Annotated in this window: 18 protein-coding genes; 10 read left to right on the top strand and 8 right to left on the bottom strand. The window is 71.3% G+C overall.

The genetic code is table 11. The features are described from left to right. Positions 1–5 precede the first annotated feature (5 nt). Positions 6–419, bottom strand: coding sequence for an organic hydroperoxide resistance protein (locus BEK98_RS18735; RefSeq protein ID WP_094217855.1), 414 nt, complete (start codon positions 417–419; stop codon positions 6–8). Positions 420–545: 126 nt separating this feature from the next. On the opposite strand from BEK98_RS18735, the gene BEK98_RS18730 reads away from it, so the two are divergent. Next, a complete protein-coding gene (locus BEK98_RS18730; RefSeq protein ID WP_094217724.1) occupies positions 546–1,031 on the top strand; it encodes a MarR family winged helix-turn-helix transcriptional regulator in 486 nt (161 codons plus the stop codon). Between the two features lie 53 nt (positions 1,032–1,084). Here the strand turns inward: BEK98_RS18730 and BEK98_RS18725 are convergent, their stop codons facing one another. Further along, positions 1,085–2,713, bottom strand: coding sequence for a glycosyltransferase family 39 protein (locus BEK98_RS18725; protein ID WP_094217854.1), 1,629 nt, complete (start codon positions 2,711–2,713; stop codon positions 1,085–1,087). Between the two features lie 277 nt (positions 2,714–2,990). On the opposite strand from BEK98_RS18725, the gene BEK98_RS18720 reads away from it, so the two are divergent. The 4 genes from BEK98_RS18720 (at position 2,991) to BEK98_RS18705 (ending at position 8,002) form a co-directional block, all read left to right on the top strand. Next, positions 2,991–4,262 carry a glycosyltransferase family 87 protein gene (locus BEK98_RS18720; RefSeq protein WP_208643147.1) on the top strand — a complete coding sequence of 424 codons (1,272 nt, stop codon included), beginning with the start codon at positions 2,991–2,993 and terminating at the stop codon, positions 4,260–4,262. A gap of 44 nt (positions 4,263–4,306) precedes the next feature. Continuing rightward, positions 4,307–5,917: a glycosyltransferase gene (locus tag BEK98_RS18715; RefSeq protein WP_094217722.1), complete on the top strand. Its 1,611-nt coding sequence runs from the start codon at positions 4,307–4,309 to the stop codon at positions 5,915–5,917. Positions 5,918–6,076: 159 nt separating this feature from the next. Next, the gene (gene galE, locus BEK98_RS18710; RefSeq protein ID WP_094217721.1) at positions 6,077–7,057 is read left to right on the top strand and encodes a UDP-glucose 4-epimerase GalE; all 981 of its coding nucleotides are present in this window, start codon (positions 6,077–6,079) and stop codon (positions 7,055–7,057) included. Positions 7,058–7,066: 9 nt separating this feature from the next. Next, positions 7,067–8,002: an ADP-ribosylglycohydrolase family protein gene (locus BEK98_RS18705; protein WP_094217720.1), complete on the top strand. Its 936-nt coding sequence runs from the start codon at positions 7,067–7,069 to the stop codon at positions 8,000–8,002. 62 nt (positions 8,003–8,064) lie between these two features. On the opposite strand, the gene BEK98_RS18700 is transcribed toward BEK98_RS18705, so the two are convergent. Further along, positions 8,065–8,691 carry a TetR/AcrR family transcriptional regulator gene (locus tag BEK98_RS18700; RefSeq protein WP_094217853.1) on the bottom strand — a complete coding sequence of 209 codons (627 nt, stop codon included), beginning with the start codon at positions 8,689–8,691 and terminating at the stop codon, positions 8,065–8,067. A 201-nt stretch (positions 8,692–8,892) separates the two neighbouring features. Here BEK98_RS18700 and BEK98_RS18695 point away from each other — a divergent pair, with 201 nt between their 5' ends. The 4 genes from BEK98_RS18695 (at position 8,893) to BEK98_RS18680 (ending at position 14,652) form a co-directional block, all read left to right on the top strand. Further along, a complete protein-coding gene (locus BEK98_RS18695; protein WP_094217852.1) occupies positions 8,893–9,807 on the top strand; it encodes an ABC transporter permease in 915 nt (304 codons plus the stop codon). Next, positions 9,800–10,675, top strand: coding sequence for an ABC transporter ATP-binding protein (locus tag BEK98_RS18690; protein ID WP_094217719.1), 876 nt, complete (start codon positions 9,800–9,802; stop codon positions 10,673–10,675). The genes BEK98_RS18695 and BEK98_RS18690 overlap by 8 nt, the downstream gene beginning before the upstream one ends. 102 nt (positions 10,676–10,777) lie before the next feature. Then, the gene (locus BEK98_RS18685; protein ID WP_094217718.1) at positions 10,778–12,991 is read left to right on the top strand and encodes a CDP-glycerol glycerophosphotransferase family protein; all 2,214 of its coding nucleotides are present in this window, start codon (positions 10,778–10,780) and stop codon (positions 12,989–12,991) included. Then, complete coding sequence (locus BEK98_RS18680) at positions 12,988–14,652, top strand: glycosyltransferase family 2 protein (RefSeq protein ID WP_094217717.1); 1,665 nt, start codon at positions 12,988–12,990, stop codon at positions 14,650–14,652. Before BEK98_RS18685 ends, BEK98_RS18680 begins: the two co-directional genes overlap by 4 nt. A 116-nt stretch (positions 14,653–14,768) precedes the next feature. Here the strand turns inward: BEK98_RS18680 and BEK98_RS18675 are convergent, their stop codons facing one another. The 3 genes from BEK98_RS18675 to BEK98_RS18665 form a co-directional block, all read right to left on the bottom strand. Next, positions 14,769–16,244 carry a hypothetical protein gene (locus BEK98_RS18675; RefSeq protein ID WP_094217716.1) on the bottom strand — a complete coding sequence of 492 codons (1,476 nt, stop codon included), beginning with the start codon at positions 16,242–16,244 and terminating at the stop codon, positions 14,769–14,771. Beyond that, positions 16,225–16,698 carry a GtrA family protein gene (locus BEK98_RS18670; RefSeq protein ID WP_244201893.1) on the bottom strand — a complete coding sequence of 158 codons (474 nt, stop codon included), beginning with the start codon at positions 16,696–16,698 and terminating at the stop codon, positions 16,225–16,227. The genes BEK98_RS18675 and BEK98_RS18670 overlap by 20 nt, the downstream gene beginning before the upstream one ends. Positions 16,699–16,867: 169 nt before the next feature. Continuing rightward, positions 16,868–21,823 (bottom strand): NAD-glutamate dehydrogenase, encoded by a 4,956-nt coding sequence (locus tag BEK98_RS18665; protein WP_094217714.1) that lies wholly within the window; start codon positions 21,821–21,823, stop codon positions 16,868–16,870. Positions 21,824–22,424: 601 nt separating this feature from the next. Here BEK98_RS18665 and BEK98_RS18660 point away from each other — a divergent pair. After that, positions 22,425–22,991 carry a DJ-1/PfpI family protein gene (locus tag BEK98_RS18660; protein ID WP_094217713.1) on the top strand — a complete coding sequence of 189 codons (567 nt, stop codon included), beginning with the start codon at positions 22,425–22,427 and terminating at the stop codon, positions 22,989–22,991. A 195-nt stretch (positions 22,992–23,186) separates the two neighbouring features. On the opposite strand, the gene BEK98_RS18655 is transcribed toward BEK98_RS18660, so the two are convergent. Together BEK98_RS18655 and BEK98_RS18650 are read right to left on the bottom strand one after the other, a co-directional pair. Continuing rightward, the gene (locus BEK98_RS18655) at positions 23,187–23,855 is read right to left on the bottom strand and encodes an HAD family hydrolase (RefSeq protein ID WP_094217712.1); all 669 of its coding nucleotides are present in this window, start codon (positions 23,853–23,855) and stop codon (positions 23,187–23,189) included. A 59-nt stretch (positions 23,856–23,914) separates the two neighbouring features. Beyond that, entirely contained in the window at positions 23,915–24,427 is a 513-nt protein-coding gene (locus tag BEK98_RS18650; protein ID WP_094217711.1) for a DUF6912 family protein, read from the bottom strand. Positions 24,428–24,647 lie beyond the last annotated feature (220 nt).

Genomic DNA, 24,647 nt, shown 5'->3' with positions numbered 1-24,647 from the left:
GGGTCCTACTCGATGACGAGGTCGACCTCGATGTTGCCACGGGTGGCGTTGGAGTAGGGGCAGACCTGGTGGGCGGTCTCGACCAGCTTGCGGCCGGTCGCCTCGTCCACGGTCTCGGGCAGCTCGACGCGCAGCGTCACCTTCAGGCCGAAGCCCTCGCCCTGCTTGCCGATGCCGACCTCGGCGGTCACGGCGGCGTCGCTGACGTCCACCTTCGCCTGCCGGCCGACGAGGCCGAGGGCGCTGCCGAAACATGCGGCGTAGCCGGCGGCGAAGAGCTGCTCGGGGTTGGTGCCCTCGCCGTTGCCGCCCAGCTCCACCGGCGGGGCCAGCTTGAGGTCGATCTTGCCGTCGGAGGAGACGGCACGACCGTCGCGGCCGTGGGTGGCGGTGGCGACAGCGGTGTAGAGCGCGTCCATGAAGACCATCCCTCTCAAAGTCATGTGCGGTCCGGCGGCTCCTGTCCTGCCGCCTTCACGACCACAAGTAGAGCACACAATTAAGTTGTGCACAACTAAATGGCTCGCTAGAGCTACCCTGGAGGCATGACCGCCACCCAGACCCCTGCCCCCGAAGCGGACTGGCTCCGCCTGGACCGCCAGATCTGCTTCTCGCTGCACGCGGCATCCCGCGCCTTCAACAGCGTCTACCGCGTGATCCTCAAGGACCTCGGGCTCACCTACCCGCAGTACCTGGTGATGCTGGTGCTGTGGGAGCAGGGCGACCTGCCGGTCAAGAAGCTCGGCGAACATCTGCGCCTGGACTCGGGCACGCTGTCCCCGCTGGTCAAGCGCCTGGAGGGGGCCGGCCTGGTCCGGCGCGAGCGCAGTGTGCAGGACGAGCGGTCGGTGCAGGTACGGCTCACCGAGGAGGGCGTGGCGCTCCGCGAGCGGGCCCTGGAGGTGCCGCGCCGCATCGTGACGGCGACGGGCTTCGAACTGGCGGAGATCGGCGAACTGCGCGAACGCCTCGACCAGCTCACCTCAACGCTGGACGCGGCGGCACTGGAAGAGGCGGAGGGCTGCCGCTGAGGGCGGGGTGGGGGGCGCTGAGAGCAGGGTGGCTGCCCTTGAGAGCGGAACGGCTACCGCTGACAGCAGGCCGGCGGACGTAGACCGGGACGACTACCGCTGACAGCAGGCCGGCGGACGTAGAGCCGCACGGTCACATCACCCTGCACGGACTCCTCGCCGGGCACGAACCGCTCCGCCAGCACGGCGAGTTTCGCCCGCTCGACGGGACTGCCCGGCCTCCAGCGTCCGGCGAGCAGATCCCGGTCGGCGACGACCCACACCCGCTCCAGCCCTGCCACCCGGCGACGCAGGCTCTCCGCCCCGACTTCCTTTCCGTACAAGCTCCCCGACACGGCCCCCGACTCCGCCAACCCCACATCCCGCGCCCCGCGAAACGCCCCCGGATAGGCAAGAGCCACGTTCCGCGTCTGCACCGGCAGGAACAGCACGGGATCCCCGGCACGCACCTCCCGCGCGGCGACCCGGGAGACGGCACCGAGGTCATCGGGGCGGCGGGCAGGGTCACGGTCGTCCCGGAGGAGGGGGAACTGGTGGATGAGGGCGAGGGTGAGGGCGAGGACGCCGGTGAGGGTGAGGAGGGGGGAGCTGGAGAGGGGGCCCGCTTTGACGGGTGCTGACAGCAACTGAGGGCGCCTTGCCGACGCCCCGTCGTCGTGCGGGCAGTCGCAGCAAGGGCGCCTTTCCAACCTCCCGTCGTCGTGTGGGCAGTCGTTCCGCAGGGCGGAACGGGTGGGCACACGACGACCACCGAGCCGCAGGCGACCGACGGCCCCGGCCACCCACTCGGCCCCCGCAGCCACCAGCAACGGCGCCCCCGACAGGGCATACAGCACGTACCGATCGACGTACAGCGGCGAAACCTGCGACACCAGCATCAACGCAGCCGGCGGCACCACAACCAACGGCAGAGCAACCCCCGCACACGTCAACGCCCCCCGCCGCCCCAGCACCCCCACCAGCCCCACCACGGCCAACCCCAGACACGCCCAGTACACCCCGTCCGTCGGCCCGAGAAACCCCCGCAGCAAACCCCCCGCCGTCTGCCACGTCGGCTCCCGCAACCACGCCACCTGAGCCGACTGCGCCCGCGACACAAGAACCATCGGCACCAGCGCAACCCCCACGACCCCCGCCGCACACCCCCAGCCCCGCCACACCCGCACCCCCACCCGCCCCAGCGCCAGCGACACCGCGTGGGCGAGCAGCAGCAGGACCGCGAACTCGTGCAGCCAGCAGGTGAGGCCGAGGACGACGCCGTACGCCCGCCAGGAGGAACCCCCCTGCACGGCCCGCACGAGCAGCAGCGTGGCTCCGGTGGCCCCGGCCGCGACCAAGGCGTACGAGCGGCCCTCCTGCGCGTAGTGCCCGGCCATCGGCGTGATCGCGTACAGCAGCCCCGCCCACAGCCCGACCCGCGGCCGCACCAGCCGGGCGCCGAGCGCGGCCACCAGTCCCGCCGTCAGCGCCGCCGCGGACACGGAGGGCAGCCGGAGGACGACTTCGCCGGGGTGGACACCGAGGACGGCGTGCATGAGGAGGTAGTACAGGCCGTGCACCGCGTCCACGCCGTGCAGCAACTGCCAGATCTGCGGCACCGTGCGGCGCGCGACCTGGAAGGTGACGGCCTCGTCCCGCCACATCCCGCCGCGGTCCAGCCCCCAGAGCCCGAGCACGAACATGACCAACCCGGGCACACACCGCGCACCTCTCGCCGCGCGAGTCGTTGCACCAGGTGCGTCCCGCGCATCCGGTGCAACCGATACATCCGGTGCATCCGCTGCATCCGGGGCGTCAGCCGGTACGACATCCGCTGCGGCAGCCGCCCTGCGCGACTGCGGTTTCACAAGAGGCCCGATGCTCACCATGGCCCGATCTTTTGCGATTAGCCAACCTTTGCCGGTCATTGACGGCGTATCGGCATGGATACACCATCCGCGCGGATTAGGCTCCCACGTGATGAACCGTCTCCGTGTCACCCCCGGCCCGGTCCTCGCTCTCACCGCCGTATGGCTCGCCACCCGTGCCCTGATGTCGTGGCTGCTCACGCACGACAGCTCGCCCCTGCTGGGCGGAGGTTCGGTGCCGCGCGAGGTGTGGCGGCTGTACTTCCACTGGTACGGCGTCCTGTCGCACGGCGCGTTCCCAGCGCACGACAGCACCTGGCAGTACCCCCCGGGCGCGGGCGCGGTGCTGCTGGCGCCCGGCCTGCTCCCGTGGTTGACGTACTTTCAGGCGTTCGTGGTGCTGACGCTGGCCGCGGACGCGCTGATCGCGGCAGCCCTGGTCCGCGCGGGAACGCGCCCCGGGCGGAGCCTGTTCGGCGCGACCGTGTGGACCTGCGGGCTGCCGCTGCTGCTGCATGTGCCGCTCGCCCGGTACGACGTGCAGGTGACCGCGCTCGCCGTCATCTCCCTGTTGACGTTGGGCCGCTCCCCGCGCGCGGGCGGCGTTTTCAGCGCGCTGGGCGCGCTGGTGAAGGTGTGGCCGGGCCTGGTGCTGCTGGGCACGCCCCGGGGGCCCGTGACGCGCAGGGCGTGGGGGTGGAGCGTTGCCGCCGGGTGCGCCTTCCTCGCGCTGCTCGCCCTTTCGTTCGACAATCCGCTGGCCTTCCTGCGGGAGCAGGGCGGCCGGGGTGTGCAGATCGAGTCGCTCGGCGGTACGGCACTGAACCTGGCGCGGCACGCCGGCTGGTCCGGCCGGGCCCGCTACCAGTACGGCGCGATCGAGCTGGTCGGCCCGCACGTGCCCGCCGTCGCCACCACGTCCCTCGCGCTCACCGCCGCGGCCTTGGGACTTCTGCTGCTGTGGCGGGTGCGGGCACGGCACTGGAGCCCTGCCACGCCGTACGACGCCGCGCTCGCCGCGGTGCTGCTGTTCACCGTCACGAGCCGGGTGATCAGCCCCCAGTACATGATCTGGCTGATCGGTCTCGCCGCCGTGTGCCTGACCTCGCGGCACACCAGTCAGCGCCCGGTGGCCGTGCTGATCCTCGCGGCGAGCGCGCTCACCTCCGTGGCCTTTCCGATGTTCTACCGCGAGGTGGTCGCCGGCAGCTGGACCGGCTGTCTGCTGATGCTGGCCCGCAACGGGCTGCTGGCCGCCGCCGCGGTGCTGTCCTTCGTCCGGCTGTGGCGCTCCGCGCGGCCGCCGTCCGGAAAGCCCGCGCCCTCGACGCAACCCCGACCGGATTCAGACCGTCTTCCCGACCGAGCGCTAAGCATCTCTTAACGGGGTATTACCGAATATTTCTACGCTCCCGGCCTGTGGACCCCATGCATCCAGACCCGCGAGACCCGAACCCTACGCCTCAGGTCGGTGTCGTCGTCATCGGCTACAACGACGCCGACCACGTCGTCGACGCCGTACGCTCGGCGCTCGACCAGGGCGCCGCCGTCGGTGAGGTCGTCGCCGTCGACGACTGCTCGACGGACGGCAGCGGCGAACTGCTGGCCCGCCTGGCCGCCGGCGAGCCCAGACTGCGGGTCGTGCGCCGCGGGGTCAACAGCGGCGGCTGCGGCAGCCCGCGCAACACCGGGATCGACGCGGTGACGATGCCGTACGTGATGTTCCTGGACAGCGACGACGTGCTGCCGCCTGGCGCGGTGGACGCGCTGCTGGCGGCGGCCGCGGGGGCGCGTGCCGAGGTCGCGAGCGGGCTGTGCGTGCGCCGGGAGCTGCCCTCGGGGCGCGATCAGCCCTGGCAGGCGCCCCTCTACGCGGCGCACACCGTCCTCGCGCGCCCCTCCCAGCGCCCCCGCCTGGTGCACGACACGCTGTGCGTCAACAAGCTGTACCGGACCGCCTTCCTGCGGGAGCACGGCATCCGCTTCCCCGAGGGGCGCTTCCTCTACGAGGACTTCGTCTTCACCGCGCGCGTGCTCGCCGCGGCGCCGCGTATCGCGCTCGTACCGGACCGCGTCTACGTGTGGCACGTGCGCCGGTCCGCCGAGCAGTTGTCGCTCTCCCTGGACCGGGGGCGCATCGACAACTGGAAGGCGCGTACCGAGGCGTGCGCGCTGGCGTACGACATTCTGCTGAGCGCCGGGCAGAAGGAGCTGGCGCGGGCCGCGCGGGCGAAGTTCCTCGACCACGAGGTGCGTATGTACGCCCGCGAGCTGGGGTTGCGCGACGCGCCCTACCAGCGCGCGTGGTGGACGCACACCCGGGAGTACCTCGCGCGCTACGACGCCGCCGACTGGGAGCTGAACCCGACGGCGCCCGGCCGGCTGCTCGCGCGGGTCGTCCTGGAGTCCGCCGAGCCGTGCGACCTTCCCCGGCTGAAGGAGCTGGCCTCGCGCCCGGCCCGGCTGCTCCCGCCCTACGCCCGCACACCCGACGGCACGCCCGTATGGTCCACCGACCTCCCCCAGGTCGCCCTCACCCCCTTCCTGACCCGCCCCACCCGCGTCCTGCCGCTCACGGTGGACGCGGAACTGCTCCCCCGCGCGCGTGACGCCCGGCTGTGCCTGCGGCTGCACGAGCTGTACGGGCGGATGGCCGAGGCCGGGCCGCGGGAGGTGGAGGTGGAGTGGCAGTCCAGGGAGGACGGGCGCACGGACCGGCGCGCGACGACCACCTTCACGCCCTCCAGCGCCGACGGCTGGTCGGCCGAGGTGCCCGTCGATCTGGGCGCGCTCGGCGCGGGCACCTGGGATCTGCGTCTGACCGTGCGCTTCGCGGACGGCGCGTCCCGGGAGGTGACGGCGCACGCCCTCGCGGGCGCCGGCCGGCTGCGCCGACGCGCCGTCCCGAGCGCCCGGCACGGCGTACTGCTGGTCCAGCCGTACGCCACCCACTCCGGCGCCCTGGCCCTGCGCGTGGCGACCGGGGTACGGGGCGTCATGGGCGTGGCCCGCGGCCGACTCCGCCGCCTGCTTCACTGAGACCCAGGGGACCGAGACGACCCAGGGACCGAGACCCACGGCCCAGGAGTCATTACGCCCAAAAACCATCACGCACAAAAAACCATCACGACCGAAAACCATCACGACCGAGAGCCACCGGCCACCACGGGCCGGCCGGCTGACGAGGGGAGGCCGTACATGACCTGGCTGATCACCGGCGGCGCCGGCTACATCGGGGCGCACGTCGTACGCGCGATGACCGAGGCGGGCGAGCGGACCGTGGTCTACGACGACCTGTCCACCGGTGTCGCCGGGCGCGTGCCGGACGAGGTCCCGCTGGTGCGGGGCTCGATCCTGGACGGCGAGCAGGTGGCCCGCACCCTCGCCGAGTACGAGGTGACCGGGGTCGTCCACCTGGCCGCGAAGAAGCAGGTGGGCGAGTCCGTGGACCTCCCGCTGCACTACTACCGGGAGAACGTGGAGGGCCTGCGCGTCCTGCTGGAGGCGGTGACGCAGGCGGAGATCCCGTCCTTCGTCTTCTCCTCCTCGGCCGCCGTCTACGGCATGCCGGACGTCGACCTGGTCACGGAGGAGACCCCCTGTCTCCCGCTCTCCCCCTACGGCGAGACCAAGCTGGCCGGCGAGTGGCTGGTGCGCGCGACGGGCCGGGCGACGGGCCTGGCGACCGCGTCCCTGCGCTACTTCAACGTGGCCGGCGCGGCCACCCCCGCCCTGGCCGACACGGGCGTCTTCAACCTCGTCCCCATGGTCTTCGAGAAGCTCACCGAGGGCGCGGCGCCGCGCATCTTCGGCGACGACTACCCGACCCCCGACGGCACCTGCGTCCGCGACTACATCCACGTGGTCGACCTGGCCGAGGCCCATGTGACGGTCGCCCGCGCCCTGCGCTCCACCCCCGGCCGCGACCTGACCCTCAACATCGGCCGCGGAGAGGGTGTCTCGGTCCGCGAGATGATCGACCACATCAACGCGGCCACCGGCTACGACCGCCCCCCGATCACCACCCCACGCCGCCCCGGCGACCCCGCCCGCGTCGTCGCCTCCGCCGACCGCATCGCCACCGAACTGGGCTGGCAGGCCAAGTACGACGTCCAGGACATGATCACCTCAGCCTGGGAGGGCTGGGTACGCCTGCACCCGGAGGCGGCGCGCTCGTAGGCTCCGGGGATGACCGATCCCTCGTGCATCGAACGCGCCGTCGGAGCCCTGCTCGGCTCCGCCGTGGGCGACGCCCTCGGGGCACCCTTCGAGTTCGGCCCCGAAGGCGCCTTCTCGGCCCGCTTCCCGCACCCCGGACACGGCGGGGAGATGTGCGGGGGCGGCGGCTGGGACCCAGGCGAGGCGACCGACGACACGCAGATGGCCGTACTGACCGCCGAGTCGCTGCTGGAGCGCGGGGGCCTGGACCTCCCGGACGTGTTCCGCCGCTTCCAGCGCTGGGCTGCCGCCGACCCGAAGGACATCGGCCTCCAGACGGAGGCGGTCCTGACCGGCGGCGCCTCCTGGGACACAGCCGCGACCCTGCACTTCCGGACGAACCAACGGGCGGCCGGGAACGGGGCGTTGATGCGGGCGGCCCCCTCGGCGCTCCACTTCGCACGCCACGGCCGTGCGGCCACCATGGACGCCGCCCGCCGCCTCTCCGCCCTCACCCACGGCGACCCCGCGGCCTGGGAGGGCACGGCCGTCCTGCACGAGCTGATCCGCGTCGCCCTGACCGGAGAGGATCCGCTCACCGCCGTACCGGACACCCTGGCGGCGCTCCACCCCGACCACCGGGCCCGCTACGCGACCGTCCTCTCCCCCGGCTGGCACCCGGACCAGGCCACCGAGTTCAACGGCGCGGTCTGGCCCTGCCTGGGCTCGGCGGTCTGGGCCCTGCGCACGACGACGTCCTACGAGGAGGCGGTACGCACGGCGATCGACCTGGGCGGCGACACGGACACGGTGGCGGCGGTCACCGGGGCGTTGGCGGGAGCGGTGTACGGGATCGACGCGGTACCGGAACGCTGGACCGAGCCACTTCACGTACCGCTGCCAGGGTTCGACGGGCGGGTACTACGGGCACCGGAACTGGCCGACCTCGCCCAGCGGTTGCTCTAGCGGCACCCCGCCAGCGCGGGCAAGCGACCCCACCCCCGGCCGGCCACAGGCGCCGGGCAAGGTCACAACGCCTTGAGCGCCCCCGCCGTAGCCCGGGCCAGATTCTCCAGGTACCCCTTCGGCAGCTTCGGGGAGCGGATCACCACCGCGCGCCAGTACAGCGGGCCGGAGATCAGGTCCAGGGCCAGGTCGGGATCGATCCCGGCCCGCACCTCGCCCCGCGCCTCCGCCGCCGCCACGATCTTGCTGGCGACCCCCTCCTGACCGTCCCGCAGCGCCTTCTGCATGGCCTCCGCGATGTCGGGATTGCGGGCCGCCTCCGCCTGGAGGTCGGGGATGATCTGGGAGGCGACGGGGTGGCGCAGGGCGCGGGACGTCACCTCGTACAACAGCCGCAGGTCCCCCTCCAGGGAGCCCGTGTCGGGGACCGGCAGGCCCAGTACCGCCATCGCCGACACCACGTCCAGCACCAGGTGGAGCTTGGAGCGCCAGCGGCGGTAGACCGCCGTCTTGCCGACGCCCGCCCGCCGTGCGATGCCCTCGATGGACATACGGGCATAGCCGACGGCCGCCAGTTCCTCGAAGACGGCCGCGCGGATGGCCTCGGTCACGTCCTCCCGGAGCACGGCAGCCCCGGCGGGGGCCCGGCGGCGCACGCGCTTCGGGGCCTCGTCGGCGTTCGTCGTCATACCGAACAGCATAGGGCGTTACGACGAAACGGTTGCGTTCCGACGGTCGATGGTTCTACGCTCACGTTGCGACGATACGGTCCCGTCCCGACGTAAGAGAACGTGAAGAGAAGCGTAAGGAAACGCCGGATGGCGGACGAGGACCGCGCAGGCCCGGCGGCAGCCGGACGCACCCCCCTCCCCCGAGCGAAAGCAGCGGATGTGAGCCAGGTCCTCCACACACCGCCCCCCACCCAGGTCCCGGCCGACGACGACCTCACGGCGCTGGCCGCCCGGCACGGCCTCACGGTCAGCGGCGCCCGCCCGACCCTGCCGGAGTACGTCCGCCAGCTGTGGGCCCGGCGCCACTTCATCACCGCCTTCGCCACCGCCAAGCTCACCGCCCAGTACAGCCAGGCGAAGCTCGGCCAGATCTGGCAGGTCATGAACCCGCTGCTGAACGCGGCGGTCTACTACTTCATCTTCGGCGTGCTCCTGGGCACCAGCAAGGGCGTGCCGGACTACATCCCCTTCCTGGTCACGGGCGTGTTCATCTGGACGTTCACGCAGAGCTCGATCATGGCGGGGACCCGCGCGATCTCGGGCAACCTCGGTCTGGTCCGCGCCCTGCACTTCCCCCGCGCCTCGCTGCCGATCTCCTTCTGCCTCCAGCAGCTCCAGCAGCTGCTGTTCTCGATGACCGCGCTGGTCGTGATCATCCTGTCCTTCGGCATCCCGATCACGCCCCGCTGGCTGCTCGCGATCCCCGCACTGATCCTGCAGTCCGTCTTCAACGCGGGCGTGTCGATGATCATGGCCCGGTGGGGCGCCAAGACCCCGGACATCGCCCAGCTGATGCCGTTCGTGCTGCGCACCTGGATGTACGTGTCCGGCGTGATGTGGAGCATCAGCAAGCTCACCAAGAAGGACAACCTGCCGCACATCGTCACGGTCATGCTGGAGACCAACCCGGCCGCCGTCTACATCGACCTCATGCGGTACGCGCTGATCCACAGCTTCCACGGCAAGCAGCTGCCCCCGCACGTGTGGGCGGCGGCCACCGGCTGGGCGCTGCTGGCGGGCATCGGCGGCTTCATCTATTTCTGGAAGGCTGAGGAGACGTACGGCCGTGGCTGAGCAGACCGCAGAGAACATCCCCACCGTCGTCGCCGACGGCGTCGACATCGTCTACCGGGTCAACGGCACCGGCGCGGGCCGCGGCACCGCCACCGCCGCCCTCAACCGCATCCTGCGCCGCAAGCAGGCCGAGCAGGCGGCCGGCGTACGCCGGGTGCACGCGGTGAAGAAGGTGTCGTTCGTCGCCTACAAGGGCGAGGCGATCGGACTGATCGGCACGAACGGCTCCGGCAAGTCCACGCTGCTCAAGGCCGTCGCCGGGCTCCTCCCGGTGGAGAACGGACACATCTACACCCACGGCCAGCCCTCCCTGCTGGGCGTCAACGCGGCCCTGATGAACGACCTCACCGGCGAACGCAACGTCTACCTCGGCGGGCTCGCCATGGGCATGTCCCGTGAGCAGGTCAAGGACCGCTACCAGGACATCGTCGACTTCTCCGGGATCAACGAGAAGGGCGACTTCATCACGCTGCCCATGCGGACGTACTCCTCCGGCATGGCCGCCCGCCTGCGCTTCTCCATCGCCGCCGCCAAGGACCACGACGTCCTGCTGATCGACGAGGCCCTGGCCACCGGCGACCGCTCCTTCCAGAAGCGCTCCGAGGAGCGGATCCGCGAGCTGCGCGAGCACGCGGGAACGGTCTTCCTGGTCAGCCACAACAACAAGTCGATCCGTGACACCTGCGAGCGGGTCCTGTGGCTGGAGCGCGGCGAGCTGCGCATGGACGGGCCGACGGAGGACGTCATGCAGGAGTACGAGGCCTTCACCGGCGACAAGAGCGACAAGACCGGCAAGGCACAGCAGAAGCCGGCCCCTAAGAAGGCGGCACCGAAACCCGGGACTCCCAAAGTCCCTCTTCCTTCGTGAGCCCTGCTCTTACCTCAGGCGTGGTTATACCTTTCATCCCTCTAGTGACAGTATGTTATGAAAGGTGCCCCCTGAGACGACGAGCCCAAGGAGTCCCCTGCGATGCCCCAACTCAGCGTCATCGTCTACGGGCCTAATGCCCAGGGGCATCTGACCGAGCTGCTGGACTCGTTGGAGGCCCGCCCGCTCCCGGACGCCGAGGTGATCGTCGCCGCGGTCGGCGACTGGGCGCGGGAGACGGCCGAGGGCCACGCTCCCGAGACGGTCGTGGTGCCCCTGCCGGAGGGCACCGGTGACGCGGCGGCCCGGGCGGCGGGCGCCGCGCGCGCCTCCGGCCGCTGGCTGCACTTCGTGCACTCCAAGGACGGTCTGCCCGCCGGCGCGCCCCGGCTGATCGCCGAGCGGACCGCCGAACTGGACGACACCGGCGCTACTGGCACCCCCGTTGACGTACTTCTCCTCGACCACGTCACCACCACCTGGCAGACCGCCGCCGCCCCCTCCCGCGAAGGCCGCCTCCTGGCCGGCGCCGGCCGCGCCGACCTCGCCCTGGACGACGCGGCCGAGCTGCTGCGCCTCACCCCGCTGCTCGGCACCCGCGCCCTGCGCACCGCGTTCTGGCGGGCGCACGAGGAGCGGCTCACCACCGACGACGAGCCGTACGCCGCCCACGCGGTCCTGCTGCACGCCGGCCGTGTCGCCTGCCTGAACCAGGCGGCGTACGAGAACCGCGTGCTGCGCCCCGAGAGCCAGCCGCCCCTCGCCCCCAAGGACCGCTTCGCGCTCATCGACCGCTACGAGTCCCTGCTCCCGCTCGCCAGGGACCGCCGTGCCGCCCGTACGGTCCTGTACGACCTGATGGTCCGCGACCTGGTGCGCACCTTCGCCGGCGAGAACCTGCCCGACGCGGTGGCCCGCGAGTTCTTCCGCCGGGCCTCCCTGGCCGCGGTCCGCTGGCGCCCCGAGGGCCACCAGCGCCCGGCCGGCATCGAGGGCGTCCGGCACGCCCTGCTCGAAGAGGGCGCGTACACCAAGTACCGCGCCTTCCAGGCCGCCAACCGCAGCCGCCGCGCCGCCAAGAAGGCCGTACGGACCCGTAAGCGCCAGGTCGGCGCGAAGCTCCGCGATCAGCAGTACCGCAGGGCGCTCAGCCGCCCGGTCGACCCGAACCTGGCCGTGTTCGCGGCCTACTGGGAGCGCGGGGTCTCCTGCAACCCGGCCGCGATCGCCGCCACGCTCGCCGAACTCGCCCCGCACATCCACCGGGTGTGGGTGGTGAACAAGGAGAACGCGGCTCTTCTGCCGCCCGGCACGGACCATGTGATCCCCGGCACCCGCCGCTACTGGGAGACCATGGCCACCGCCAAGTACCTCGTCAACAACGTCAACTTCCCCAACGCGGTGGTCAAACGCCCCGAGGCGATCCACCTCCAGACCCACCACGGCACCCCGCTCAAGCGCATGGGCCTGGACCAGATGGAACACCCGGCCGCCGCCAAGGGCCTGGACTTCGCCGCGCTGCTGGCCCGTATCGACAAGTGGGACTACAGCGTCAGCGCCAACAGCCACTCCACCCGCATGTGGGAGCGCGCCTACCCGGCCCGCTACACCTCCCTGGACCACGGCTATCCGCGCAACGACGTCTTCTACACGGCCACGGCCGCCGACGTCCGCGCCGCCCGCGCGCGCCTGGGCATCGCCCCCGGCAGGACAGCCGTCCTGTACGCCCCCACCCACCGCGACTACGAGGCCGGCTTCACCCCCCGCCTCGACCTCGCCGCGCTCGCCGACCGGCTCGGCGAGGACACGGTCCTCCTGGTCCGCGCCCACTACTTCTACGGCGGCGCCGCCTCCCCGCTGACCGGCCTGCGCCGCTCCGGCCGGATCATCGACGTCTCCTCCTACGACCCCGTGGAGGAGCTGTGCCTGGCCGCCGACGCGCTGGTCACGGACTACTCGTCGATCATGTTCGACTACGCCAACCTGGACCGCCCGATCGTCGTCTACGCCGACGACTGGGAGACGTACCGGACCACCCGGGGCGTCTACTTCGACCTGACGGCCGAGGCGCCCGGCCGGGTCGCCCGCACCCAGGAGGAACTCGCGGAGATCTTCCTCTCCGGCGCCTGGCGCGACGAGGGCGCGGCGAAGGCGCGGGCCGCGTTCCGGCGCCGGTTCTGCGAGTACGACGACGGACGCGCCGCCGAACGGGTCGTACGGCGGGTCTTCCTCGGTGAACCCGAGGAGGCGCTGCCCCCGGTACTCCCGCTCGACGAACGCACCCCCGCCCCGACCCCCGAGGAGGCCACGGCATGACGACCCCCGACGTCACGGTGACGGTCATCGTCTACAACGACGCGGCCCGTCTCCCCAGGGCGGTCGCATCGCTGCGCGCCCAGACCCACGCCAACATCGAGATCGTCATCAGCGACGACCACTCGACCGACGACACGCCCGCGGTGGCACGGCGGTTGGCCGCCGAGGACCACCGCGTCCGCTACCTCCGCCTGCCGGAGAACAGCGGCGGCTGCAGCGCCCCGCGCAACCGGGCCATCGAGATCGCCCGGGCGCCGTACCTGATGTTCCTCGACAGCGACGACGAACTCCCGCCGCGCGCGGTCGAGTTGCTGCTGGCGGCGCACCGGGAGCGCGCGGTGGACTTCACGATGGGCGCGGTCCGCCGGGTCCGGGTGGACAACGGTCACCGCACGACCTGGATGCCCCACCTGGTCGCCGAGCGCCGCACGGTGGAAGGCATCGAGGGCGACCCCCGGCTGCTCTTCGAGCACCTCTCCACCAGCAAGATGTACGCCCGCGCGTTCCTCGACCGCCACCAGCTCCGCTTCCCGGAGGGCATCCACTACGAGGACCAGCTGTTCTCGGCGCAGGCGTACTGCCTGGCGAAGGCGTTCACGATCATCCCGGACCCGGTGTACGTCTGGTACATCGACCCGTTCGCGGCGGCGGCCTCGGCGTCCATCTCCAACCAGCGGCACAAGGTCACGAACGTCCGCGACCGGGTCCACGTCCAGCGGCTGATCGACGACTTCCTGGTGGAGAGCGGGCACGCGGCGCTGCGGGAGGACAAGGACTTCAAGTTCCTCAAGCACGACTTCCGGATGTACGCGGGCGACCTGCCCTACCGGGACGCCGAGTGGCTGGAGTCCTTCGCCGAGATCATGAACCCGTACCTGGACACGCTGGCCGAGGGCGCCTTCGCCCGTCTGCCCCGCCCGGAACGGATCATCCTCCAACTCCTGCGCGACGGCCGCCTGTCCGACGTCCGGCTGGCGGCGCGCGGCCTGGGCAACGGCGTGGCACCTCGGCAGGTCACCGCCGACGACTCCGGCACCACCTACTGGGGCGACACCGTCCCCTCCGCCGACCGGGCCCGCCGCGAACTGGACGTCTCCGACCTGGAGCTGGACACGCGCCCCTTCCCCAGCGCCCACTTCCGCCACGAGATCACCGAACTGACCCCGGGTCCCGGAGCCTGCGTCACCCTCGCGATCCGCACCTACGACCCCGGCCTGCGGCTCCCGGTGGGACCGCAGCGCGCGAGTCTGGTGCTGGCCCCCGGCCGGCGCCGCCTGACGGTCCCGTTCCGCCTGGACCCGGTCCGCCCGGGCCTCTTCGAGGGCCGCGTCCGCCTGGACCTGTCGACGGCACCGCTGCCTGTGCAGGGCTTCGACGGAGTACGCCACCCGCTGCTCCGCCTGGAACAACAGGGCCTGGCCCACTCGGGCCTCCTCCTGGCACCGCTGGACTTCCCCGCCGTCACGGCCCGCATCGACTACCGCTCCGGCGCCACCCCCCACCAGGTCACCATCGAACCGGAGGGCCGCAACCCCGGCCGCCTCCAGATCCGTTGGCAGCCGGTGGGAGTCACGGCCACGGTGATCAGGCCCGTGGTGCGGAAGGTGGCCCGCCCGAAGGTACGGAACGCTGCGCGGCTGGTGGCGAGTGTGCTGAGGTAACAGGGCCGATCTTCGACTGCGGGGTGCGTGGGGGCTGGTCTCGCAGTTCCCCGCGCCCCTTTGGGGCACGCAAGCGCGGGCAAGCGACACCCACCCCCGCCCCGCCGCAGCGCCGGTCAGCGGTCCACTTCGTACAGGACCTGCTCACCCGGCCCGGTGGCCACCTGCCGCAGCCACGGCTCCGCGGACGACCTGCCGCCCACGACCCACCGCACCCCGTACTCCCGCAATATGGCCCGCCGCCCCTCGGCCGACGTACCCGCCGCGAAGTACCGCGTCACCGCCGCATCCCGCCTACCCGCATCCGGCAGAAACACATCGGGATACCCGGGAGCCACGGTGTACGGCCCGTACGCGGGAATCTGCCGGGACGGAAACGTACGGGCCATGACCACGTCCCCGTACTTCACCCAGGGCGTGATCCACTGATACCCCACCCACGGCGTCCGGTACTTCGCCGCGACCGCCCCGGGCAGCGCATCCCGCCCGACCACATACCCGAGCGTCCCCGCCTGCGCCCACGCCCCCACGGCCAGCGCGGCACCGAGCACACACGCCCACCCGACCCGGACCGCCCGCTTCCCCGCCGACACGGCCTCCAGCGCGGCCGCCAGCTGGGCCGGGATCAGTACGGCCGGCAGGGCGCGGCCCCACGAGTAGTGCCCGGTCAGCCCGCCCGCGGCGAACACCAGCGCACCGAGGACGAAGAAGAGGACCAGCGGATCCCAGCGGTCCCGCCGCCAGCGCAGGCCCAGCGCCACGACCCCCAGCAGCACCAGCCCGAACCGCCCGGCCAGGTCGTCGTACAGCGGCCGGTGGATCGCCTCCAGGTCCGCGCCGGCGGAGAAGAGCGAGAAGAAGTCGTAGTACGGCCAGAGCCACAGCAGTACCACGCCGAGCGCCAGAGCGGCGCCGAGCCGCAGCAGTACCGTCCTGCCCGGCCGTGCCGCGATCACCATCGCCAGCGCGCCCAGTGACGCCACCACACCCGTGAACTGGTGGCACAGCAGGATCAGCCCCCACAGCAGGCCGAGCCCCAGCCACACCCCCCAGCGGGTCTCGTCGCGCAGCGCCCGGGTGAGCCAGGCCCAGAAGTGGAAGGACAGGCCGAGGGCTAGCACGCTCGGGTACGACACCGTCAGCGCGAGCGAGTTGAGGCCGAGGAAGCCGCTCCAGTTGAACAGGAGGGGGCCCCAGAGGAAGACCAGGCTCAGGATCGCGAGGGCGGGTGCCGCGCGGTGCGCGCTGAGCGTGCGGACGTACCGCCACACCCCGGTGACCAGCAGCCCGAGCCCGACGACCGCGCCGATCCGCAGCACGTCGAACACCGACAGGCTGGTGATCCTGGCGAGGCAGCCCAGCAGCAGCATCCAGGGCGAGTAGTACGGGCTCGGCGTGTCGGCGTCGACCAGCGGGTTCCCGGGGTTCGACAGGCTGTGCCGCAGCCGCTGCACGGTCGCCGCGTGCATACCGAGATCGCCCGCCCAGGGCAGACGGACGATCACCAGGAGCATCAGAACCAGCACGAGCGCGGCGGCGGCCTGCGGCAGCGCCCGTACCGCGCCCGCGGGGCTAGGCGGCGCGGCGCGCATCCTGCTCGAACACCCAGGTGCGGTAGACAAGGAAACGGAAGGCGGAGGCGAGCACGATCGACAGCGCCTTCACCCCATTCGATTCGAACGCACTGTGCAGTCCGAGCCCGTGATAACCGACCCAGAACAGGCCGCTTTCCATCACCACGCCAAGGCCGCTGAAGACGAAGAACAGAACGATCTGACGGCGCGTGCGCGAGGCCCGGTCACGATAGGTGTAATAGCGGAAGCCCAGGTAATTGGTCGCCATCGCGATACAGCTGGCCAGGACCGTCGCGGTCATCGCCTGCCAACGCAGGCCGTGCAGCAGCAGGTTGAAGACCAGGAAATTGACGAGGACACCGCTGCCGCCGACAACCCCGAATTTCACGACTTCCAGCACGACGCGCGTGACGGGCCGGGCCGGAGCCGGCGCGGTTGCCGCCGGGCGGGTCTCGGTGAGGTTCACTGTCACACCGCAGACCATATCGGAAACGTGCCGATTAGCAGGAAAGGGTAAATTCGCTGATCTTTTTTGCCTAAGGGTCGGCAAGAAACGGAACGCCCCGGGTCGATATGACATCGGCCCGGGGCGTCTTCAGCGTCGTACGACTGCCATACGGCTACGTACGATTGCCATACGGCTACGAATGCGTGCGCAGCAGCGTCCGCATCGTCCGCATCGCCACCGACAGGTTGGCGAGGTCGAAGGATTCCGAACCGCGGATCTCCTCCAGGGTGGAGCGCGCCCGGCCCAGGATCGCCGAGTTCTTCTGCTCCCAGGCCTGGTAGCGCTGCTCCGGGCTGGAGGAGCCGTTGCCCACCGCGAGGATGTCCGCCGTGAGGGCCGAGTGGGCCGCGTACAGGTCCTCGCGGATGGAGGCGCGGGCCATGGACTGCCAACGGTCGGCGCGGGGCAGCTCGATGATGCGGTCCATCAGCTGCGTGATGTTGAGCCGGTCGGCGAGGTCGTAGTAGACCTCGGCGACGTCCAGCGGCTCCTTGCCCGTGCGGTCGGCCACGGAGACGATGTCCAGCGCCGGGAAGGCGGAGGAGAACCCGGCCACGCGGGTGGCCAGTTCGTCCGGGACACCGGCCGCGGACAGCTCGTCGTACACGTGCTGGTACCACTCCAGGTCCGCGCCGCGCAGCAGCTTGGGCAGCTCCTGCCAGACGCGCTCGACCCGCTCGCCGAAGAACTCGACGGTCTCGGCGAGCTGCAGCGGCTGCGGCCGGTTGTTCAGCAGCCAGCGCGTGCCGCGCTCGACCAGGCGGCGCGAGTGCAGCCGGATCCGGGTCTGGACGGCCGCGTCGACCTTGTTGTCCAGCTCCTCGACCGCGTCCCACACCGGCGCCGAGCGGAAGATCGCGCGGGCCGCGGTCTGGGCGCGGACGATCTCCTCCAGCGAGGCACCCGTCTCCTCGCGCAGTCGGTGCAGATACGTCGTACCGCCCGTGTTGACGGTGTCGTTGACCAGCACGGTCGTGGTGATCTCGCGGCGCAGCGGGTGGCTGTCGACCGCGTCCGCGAACCGCTCGCGCAGCGCCGTCGGGAAGTAGGCGTGCAGCAGGGTGCGCAGGTACGGGTCGTCCGGCAGCGAGGTGTGCAGCAGCTCCTCGGCGACCGTGATCTTCGTGTACGCCAGCAGGACGGCCGTCTCCGGACCGGTCAGGCCCTGGCCCTGGCCGAGCCGCTCGCGGATCTGGCGGTCGGTGGGCAGGAACTCCAGCGCCCGGTCCAGGTGGCCCTCGCGGACCATGTGGCGGATGAACCGCTGCTGCGCGTGCAGCATGTCCTTGGACTGGAAGAGGGCGTTGGCCAGCGCCGTGTTCTGCGCGTAGTTGTTGCGCAGCACCAGCGCGCCGACCTCGTCGGTCATCTCGGCGAGCAGCTTGTTGCGCTGCTTGACGGTCATGTCGCCGTCCGCGACCAGGCCGTTCAGCAGGATCTTGATGTTCACCTCGTGGTCGGAGGTGTCCACACCGGCGCTGTTGTCGATCGCGTCGGTGTTGATCCGGCCGCCGTGCAGCGCGAACTCGATGCGGCCCAGCTGGGTCAGGCCCAGGTTGCCGCCCTCGCCGACGACCTTGACGCGCAGGTCGCGGCCGTCGACGCGGATGGCGTCGTTGGCCTTGTCGCCGACGTCGGCGTTGGACTCCGCCGACGACTTCACGTACGTGCCGATGCCGCCGTTCCACAGCAGGTCCACCGGCGCCTGGAAGATCGTCTTCATCAGGTCGGCCGGGGTCATCTTGGAGATCTTCTCCTCGATGCCCAGCGCCTCGCGGATGTGCGCGTTGAGCGGGATCGCCTTGGCGGTGCGCGGGAAGACCCCGCCGCCCGCCGACAGCAGCTCGGTGTTGTAGTCCGCCCAGCTGGAACGGGGCAGCTCGAACAGGCGGCGGCGCTCGGCGTAGGAGGTGGCCGCGTCCGGGTTCGGGTCGATGAAGATGTGCCGGTGGTCGAACGCGGCGACCAGGCGGATGTGCTCGCTCAGCAGCATGCCGTTGCCGAACACGTCACCGGACATGTCACCGATGCCGACGACCGTGAAGTCCTCGGTCTGCGTGTCCACGCCCAGCTCACGGAAGTGCCGCTTCACGGACTCCCAGGCGCCGCGCGCGGTGATGCCCATGCCCTTGTGGTCGTAGCCCGCGCTGCCGCCGGAGGCGAAGGCGTCACCGAGCCAGAAGTTGTACTTCTCGGCAACCCCGTTGGCGATGTCGGAGAACGTCGCGGTGCCCTTGTCGGCCGCGACCACCAGGTAGGTGTCGTCCCCGTCGTGCCGCACCACGTCCTGCGGCGGCACGACCTCGCCGGCCACCATGTTGTCGGTGATGTCGAGCAGCGCCGAGATGAACGTCTTGTAGCTGGCGATGCCCTCGGCCAGCCACGCGTCCCGGTCCACGCTCGGGTCCGGCAGCTGCTTGGCGACGAAGCCGCCCTTGGCGCCGACCGGCACGATGACGGTGTTCTTCACCATCTGCGCCTTGACCAGGCCGAGGATCTCGGTACGGAAGTCCTCACGGCGGTCCGACCAGCGCAGGCCGCCTCGGGCGACCTTGCCGAAGCGCAGGTGCACGCCCTCGACCCGCGGCGAGTACACCCAGATCTCGTACGCCGGGCGCGGCGCGGGCAGGTCCGGGATGGCCTGCGGGTCGAACTTCATGGACACGTACTCGTGCGGCTGGCCGCCGAGCGCCTCCTGGAAGAAGTTCGTGCGCAGGGTCGCCTTGATGACGGTCAGGAAGGAGCGCAGGATGCGGTCCTCGTCCAGGCTCGCCACCTGGTCCAGGGCCGCCTCCAGCTCCTCCAGCAGGGCGTCCACGATCTCCAGGCCGGCCCTCTGCCGGTCCGGGGACATCCGCGCCTCGAACAGGGAGACGAGGAGCCGGGTGGTGTGGACGTTGTTGCGGAGGGTGTCCTCCATGTAGTCCTGGCTGAAGGTGGAGCCGGCCTGCCGCAGGTACTTGGCGTACGCGCGCAGCACCGTCGCCTGCCGCCAGTTCAGCCCGGCGCTCAGCACGAGGGCGTTGAAGCCGTCGTTCTCCGCCAGGCCGGTCCAGGTCGCGGCGAACGCCTCCTGGAACCGCTCACGGCCGTCGTCGCCGAGGTAGTCGCCGTTGCCGCCGCCCAGCGCCTTGGGCAGGCGCAGACCGAAGTCGTAGATCCAGGCGACGGTACGGTCCGCGCAGCGCAGCTCGTACGGCCGCTCGTCCACGACCTCGACGCCGAGCCGGTTGAGGACCGGCAGCACGGCGGACAGGGAGACCGCGTCGCCCTTGCGGTAGATCTTGAAGCGGCGCTCGTCGGGAGCGGCGCCCACCGGCTCGTACAGGCTGAGCGAGAAGTCGTTGCCCTTCTCCGCGGTGAGCCGCTCCAGGTGGACCAGGTCGGCGACGGCCGCGCGCGGGGTGTGGTCGGCCTTGTAGCCCTCGGGGAAGGAGTTGCCGCCGTAGTAGCGGCGCAGCAGCTCGGCCGCGCGCTCCTCGCCGCACTCGGCGTTCAGCGCCTCCGCGAACCCGTCCGCCCAGGAGCGGGCGGCCTCGACCAGGCGGGCCTCGATACGGTCCTTGTCGGCGTCCGACAGCTGGGGCAGCTCGGTGCCCGGCGGGACGCGGACGACGAAGTGCAGCCGGGACAGGATCGACTCGGTGTTCCAGGCGGTGAAGTCGACGCTGATGCCGCCGAGCTCCTCCTTCAGGATGTCGATGATCCGCAGCCGGACGCCGGTGGTGTAGCGGTCGCGCGGGAGGTAGACGAGGGCCGAGTAGTAGCGGCCGTACTCGTCCTGGCGCAGGTACAGCCGCAGCCGGCGGCGCTCCTGCAGGTACAGGACGCTCGTCGCGATGGCCTGCAGCTCGGCGGCCGGGGTCTGGAACAGCTCGTCGCGCGGGTAGGTCTCCAGGATCTGGAGCAGGTCGCGGCCGTCGTGGCTCTCGGGCGAGAAGCCGGCGCGGTGCAGGACCTCGTCGACCTTGCGCCGGATGACCGGGACCCGGCGGACGGACTCGGTGTAGGCGGCGGAGGAGAACAGACCCAGGAAACGGCGCTCGCCGACGACACTGCCGTCCGCGGCGAACTTCTTGACGCCGACGTAGTCCAGGTACGACGGCCGGTGCACGGTGGCCCGGCTGTTCGCCTTGGTCAGCACCAGCTGCTTGTGCTCGCGGGCCTTGGCTCGGGCGTCGGCCGGCAGCCGCTCGAAGGACGGGCTGACCGGGTGCTGGTCGTCCTCGGCGTGGTGCGGGTCGGAGCGCAGGATGCCCAGGCCGGTGCCGGGCACGGCGGCGAGGGTGTCGTCGTCGCGCAGCTGGTACTCGCGGAAGCCGAGGAAGGTGAAGTGATCGGCGGACAGCCAGCGCAGCAGCTCGCGGGCCTCCTCGACCTCGGGCGTGGGGAGGTCGGCCGGCCGGGGCTCGCTCTCCAGCCCGTCGGCGATCCGGCTCGCCGCGTCCCGCATCTTCTCCCAGTCCTCGACGGCCTCGCGGACGTCGGACAGGACGCGCAGCAGGTCGGCGGTGATCTGCTTCAGATCGGCGCGGTCGGTCTCCCGGTCGGTCTCGACGTGGATCCAGGACTCGATGTGCGCGTCGTGCGGGAGGTCGCCGCCGGGCGCGGTGGGCAGCACCTCGATGAGCTTGCCGGTGAGGTCGCGCCGGACGACGATCTGCGGGTGGATGACGACGTGGATGCCGCGTCCCTGCCGGGTCAGCTCATTGGTGACCGAGTCGACGAGGAAGGGCATGTCGTCGGTGACGACCTCCACGACGGTGTGGCTGCAGGTCCACCCGTTCTCCTCGACGGTCGGGGTGTGCACCCGGACGTTCGCGGTGCCCTGGGGGCGGTTCTCGGCGAGCCGGTAGTGCGAGACCGCGGCGCCGAAGACATCGACCGGGTCGCGGTCGGTGAGGTCTTCCGGGGCGGTGTGCAGGTAGTAGCGCTGGAGGAACGCGAGCACGGACTCGGTGTCGGGAGTACCGGCCGAGCCCTCGCCCGTCGTCCCGGTCGGTAGGTGCCCCCCGACCGGGCTGTTCTCAGCTACCCGGGCGGCCCGTTCGAGCAGCTCGGCCTTGGCTTCGTCCAGCTTGGTCTGCATTGTCCTCTGGCTCCTGTCGCGCGCCATTGCGTGACGTAGAAGGAAAAACGGCCTCTTCCCCTCCGGCTCGACGCCACGGCCCGGGGTGTCCGGTCCGATCCGACGCTATGCCGCGAGGTGAGATGAGCGGGGGGTATTCGGCCATTGTTGGCACGCCCGTCAGATGTGACGCTGCTCTCGGCACCGTCGCTTTCCGGGCCGTCGTCGGCGTCCTGGGGGCATCTGTGCTCCCCTCCCGCCCGCGAAGACCAGCGACCGCCGCCCGGTCACGGAGGTGTTCCGTGCAACCCGGGCGCAGGGCAGGAGCAGGATCGCCCCCGCGAGATATCGCGCTGATCACGCCACAAGGCTATCGCTCCTTACCCGGGGCCCGTCATGAGCCGTATGTGTACAAAACAGGGGTCGGAAGTTTGACGTTCTGCACAGGGGCGGGGCGGGGGTGGGTGGCGTATCCGGGTGCCGTATCCGGTCGCGCCCGGAGTCTGCGGGACGCACCCTGAAAGCGACGGGCCCTCTTGGCAAGCGCGCCCTGGGAAGGCACGTTGCCTGCAACAGTGCCCGTCCCCCGTGGAGGGGACAGTGCCGCCCGGGAGGAGCCGACATGCCCGCGAAGATCCTCATCATCACCGGCGACGCAGCGGAGTCCCTGGAAGTCCTCTACCCCTACCAGCGTCTGCGCGAGGAAGGCTACGACGTCGACATCGCGGCCCCCACCCGCAAGACGCTCCGCTTCGTCGTCCACGACTTCGAGCCCGGCTACGACACCTACACCGAGAAGCCCGGCTACACCTGGCCCGCCGACCTCGCCTTCTCCGAGGTCGACCCCGGTCAGTACGCGGCCATCGTCATCCCCGGCGGCCGCGCCCCCGAGTACCTGCGCAACGACCCCGAGCTGCGCAAGATCCTCAAGGCCTTCTTCGACGCGGACAAGCCCGTCGCCCAGATCTGCCACGGCCCCCTGCTCACCGCCGCGATCGACAGCCTCCGCGGCCGCCGCGTCACGGCGTACCCGGCCCTGGAACCGGACATGCAGACCGCCGGAGCCCACTTCGAGGACAGCGAAGCGGTGGTGGACGGCACGCTGATCTCGGCCCGCGCCTGGCCGGACCATCCGGCGTGGATGCGGGAGTTCCTGAAGGTACTGAGGGCAAAGGCACCGGCGAGCTGAGCGGTGCGGCGGGGGCGGGCTTGCCGGCGTGGCTGCGGGCCGACGGTCCCCGTGTAGCTGCGGCCGTCACGCCTGCATAGCTGCGGGCAGTCGTGCCGCTGGGGCGGCACGGGTGGGCGCAGCGGCACCGCGCCAGCGCCGGAAGCGACCCCACCCCCGGCCGGCACCCACACCGGGCGCCGCATCAAACCCCGCTCACGCCACCAGCCGCTGCGCCTCCTCCACCGCCTCGGCCAACGTGTCCACCACCGGCACGCCGACCTCCTCCAGGCTGGCCCGGCTGTGCGAACCCCCGGTGTACAGCACAGCCCCCGCCCCCACATGCCACGCGGCGACCGCATCGTCCGCCGCATCACCGATCACCACGGTCCGAGCAACCGCCACCGCCCCGGACAGCGCCTCCAGATGCCGCACCATGTGCTCGGCCTTGCTGCCACCGGACGGCCCCGTACGCCCGTCGACCCGTATGAAGTGCGGCTCGATCCCGAACCCCCGCACCAGCGGCACAAGCTCCTCATGCCCGTACATGCTCAGCAGCGACTGACTGTGCCCCGCCGACCGCCACCCCGCGAGCAGCTCGGCCGCCCCGTCGGTCAGCCCGCAGCGGACCCGATGCTCCGCGTAGTACCGATGGAAGACCTCGTCCATCTGCTCCCACTCGGCATCCGTGGGCAGCCGTCCGAGCAACCGCTCGTAGAACCTCGGCACCGGCACGCAGTACAGCGCCCGGTACTGCTCCAGCGTGATCGGCGCCAGCCCCAGCTCGGCGAAGGCCGCGTTCGTCGCCCCGATGATCGCGTCATTGTCGTGGAACAGGGTCCCGTTCCAGTCCCAGACAATGTGCGCGCTTCCGTGCATCCCCATGCCGAAAACCGTACCCGCCCCCACTGACAATCAGCGCGGGCCGACGGCCCGGGACCCGCTCAGACCCCGCCCACCAGGTTGGGGATCTCCTGCGTGGCGTACCACAGCAGCTCATGGTCGTCGGCGCCGTCCACGACGAACTGCGCGTCGTCGTCCCCGCCGTCGGCCGCCTCCAGCGCCTCCGCGGCCGCGGCCACGTCCTGCTCCGCGTCATCGGCGTCGACATGCACCGCCGCGGCCTTGGCGAGCGCCACCGTACCGGCCACCGTCACCTCGCCGAGCGCGGCCGGATCGAGCCCACGGTCCGGGTCCGCAGTGGCGGCGCCGTCGGACACGTCGACGGCGACCACGACCCGGCGCCGTACCGCACCCGGATCGGCCGCCAGCAGTCGCAGCGAAGCCAGCGCGGCCCGGCTGAGCGCCGCGTACTCCAGCTCCTCGATGTCCTCGGAGAGGTACCACTCACGCAGGGCGGGCGTGACGGCGTACGCGACGAAGGGGCCGGTCCCCAGCTCACCCGTCTTGTGCGCCTCGGCGAGACCGGGGAGGGTCAGGGGGACGTAGACGCGCATGGCTGGCCGCTCTTTCCTGGTCACCGACGGGGTTTCAGGATACGTGCGCCCGTCCCCTTTCGAGTCCCCACCCACGCCCCCGGCCGCGTCCACCCACCGCCCCACACTTCACCCGGTCCCCCCGCTCAACCACGGGATTTCCAGGCCCCCTCACCACCCGGATAAGTGAACGTATCCACCCCCTCACCACCCTCCCCACCTTCCTTGCGGCGGCCACCCC

It is taken from the genome of Streptomyces diastatochromogenes, from assembly GCF_002242805.1.
In the GTDB taxonomy this organism is placed as follows: Bacteria; Actinomycetota; Actinomycetes; order Streptomycetales; family Streptomycetaceae; genus Streptomyces; species Streptomyces diastatochromogenes.
This window is presented reverse-complemented; position numbering and strand designations above follow the sequence as displayed.

Coding starts and splice junctions, on each gene's coding strand:
- BEK98_RS18660 (WP_094217713.1), top strand. CDS start 22,425: ATGCCCGCGAAGATCCTCATCATCACCGGCGACGCAGCGGAGTCCCTG.
- BEK98_RS18700 (WP_094217853.1), bottom strand. CDS start 8,691: ATGACGACGAACGCCGACGAGGCCCCGAAGCGCGTGCGCCGCCGGGCC.
- BEK98_RS18725 (WP_094217854.1), bottom strand. CDS start 2,713: ATGTTCGTGCTCGGGCTCTGGGGGCTGGACCGCGGCGGGATGTGGCGG.
- BEK98_RS18720 (WP_208643147.1), top strand. CDS start 2,991: ATGAACCGTCTCCGTGTCACCCCCGGCCCGGTCCTCGCTCTCACCGCC.
- BEK98_RS18655 (WP_094217712.1), bottom strand. CDS start 23,855: ATGGGGATGCACGGAAGCGCGCACATTGTCTGGGACTGGAACGGGACC.
- BEK98_RS18735 (WP_094217855.1), bottom strand. CDS start 419: ATGGACGCGCTCTACACCGCTGTCGCCACCGCCACCCACGGCCGCGAC.
- BEK98_RS18730 (WP_094217724.1), top strand. CDS start 546: ATGACCGCCACCCAGACCCCTGCCCCCGAAGCGGACTGGCTCCGCCTG.
- BEK98_RS18715 (WP_094217722.1), top strand. CDS start 4,307: ATGCATCCAGACCCGCGAGACCCGAACCCTACGCCTCAGGTCGGTGTC.
- BEK98_RS18680 (WP_094217717.1), top strand. CDS start 12,988: ATGACGACCCCCGACGTCACGGTGACGGTCATCGTCTACAACGACGCG.
- galE (WP_094217721.1), top strand. CDS start 6,077: ATGACCTGGCTGATCACCGGCGGCGCCGGCTACATCGGGGCGCACGTC.
- BEK98_RS18650 (WP_094217711.1), bottom strand. CDS start 24,427: ATGCGCGTCTACGTCCCCCTGACCCTCCCCGGTCTCGCCGAGGCGCAC.
- BEK98_RS18705 (WP_094217720.1), top strand. CDS start 7,067: ATGACCGATCCCTCGTGCATCGAACGCGCCGTCGGAGCCCTGCTCGGC.
- BEK98_RS18675 (WP_094217716.1), bottom strand. CDS start 16,244: ATGCGCGCCGCGCCGCCTAGCCCCGCGGGCGCGGTACGGGCGCTGCCG.
- BEK98_RS18665 (WP_094217714.1), bottom strand. CDS start 21,823: ATGCAGACCAAGCTGGACGAAGCCAAGGCCGAGCTGCTCGAACGGGCC.
- BEK98_RS18685 (WP_094217718.1), top strand. CDS start 10,778: ATGCCCCAACTCAGCGTCATCGTCTACGGGCCTAATGCCCAGGGGCAT.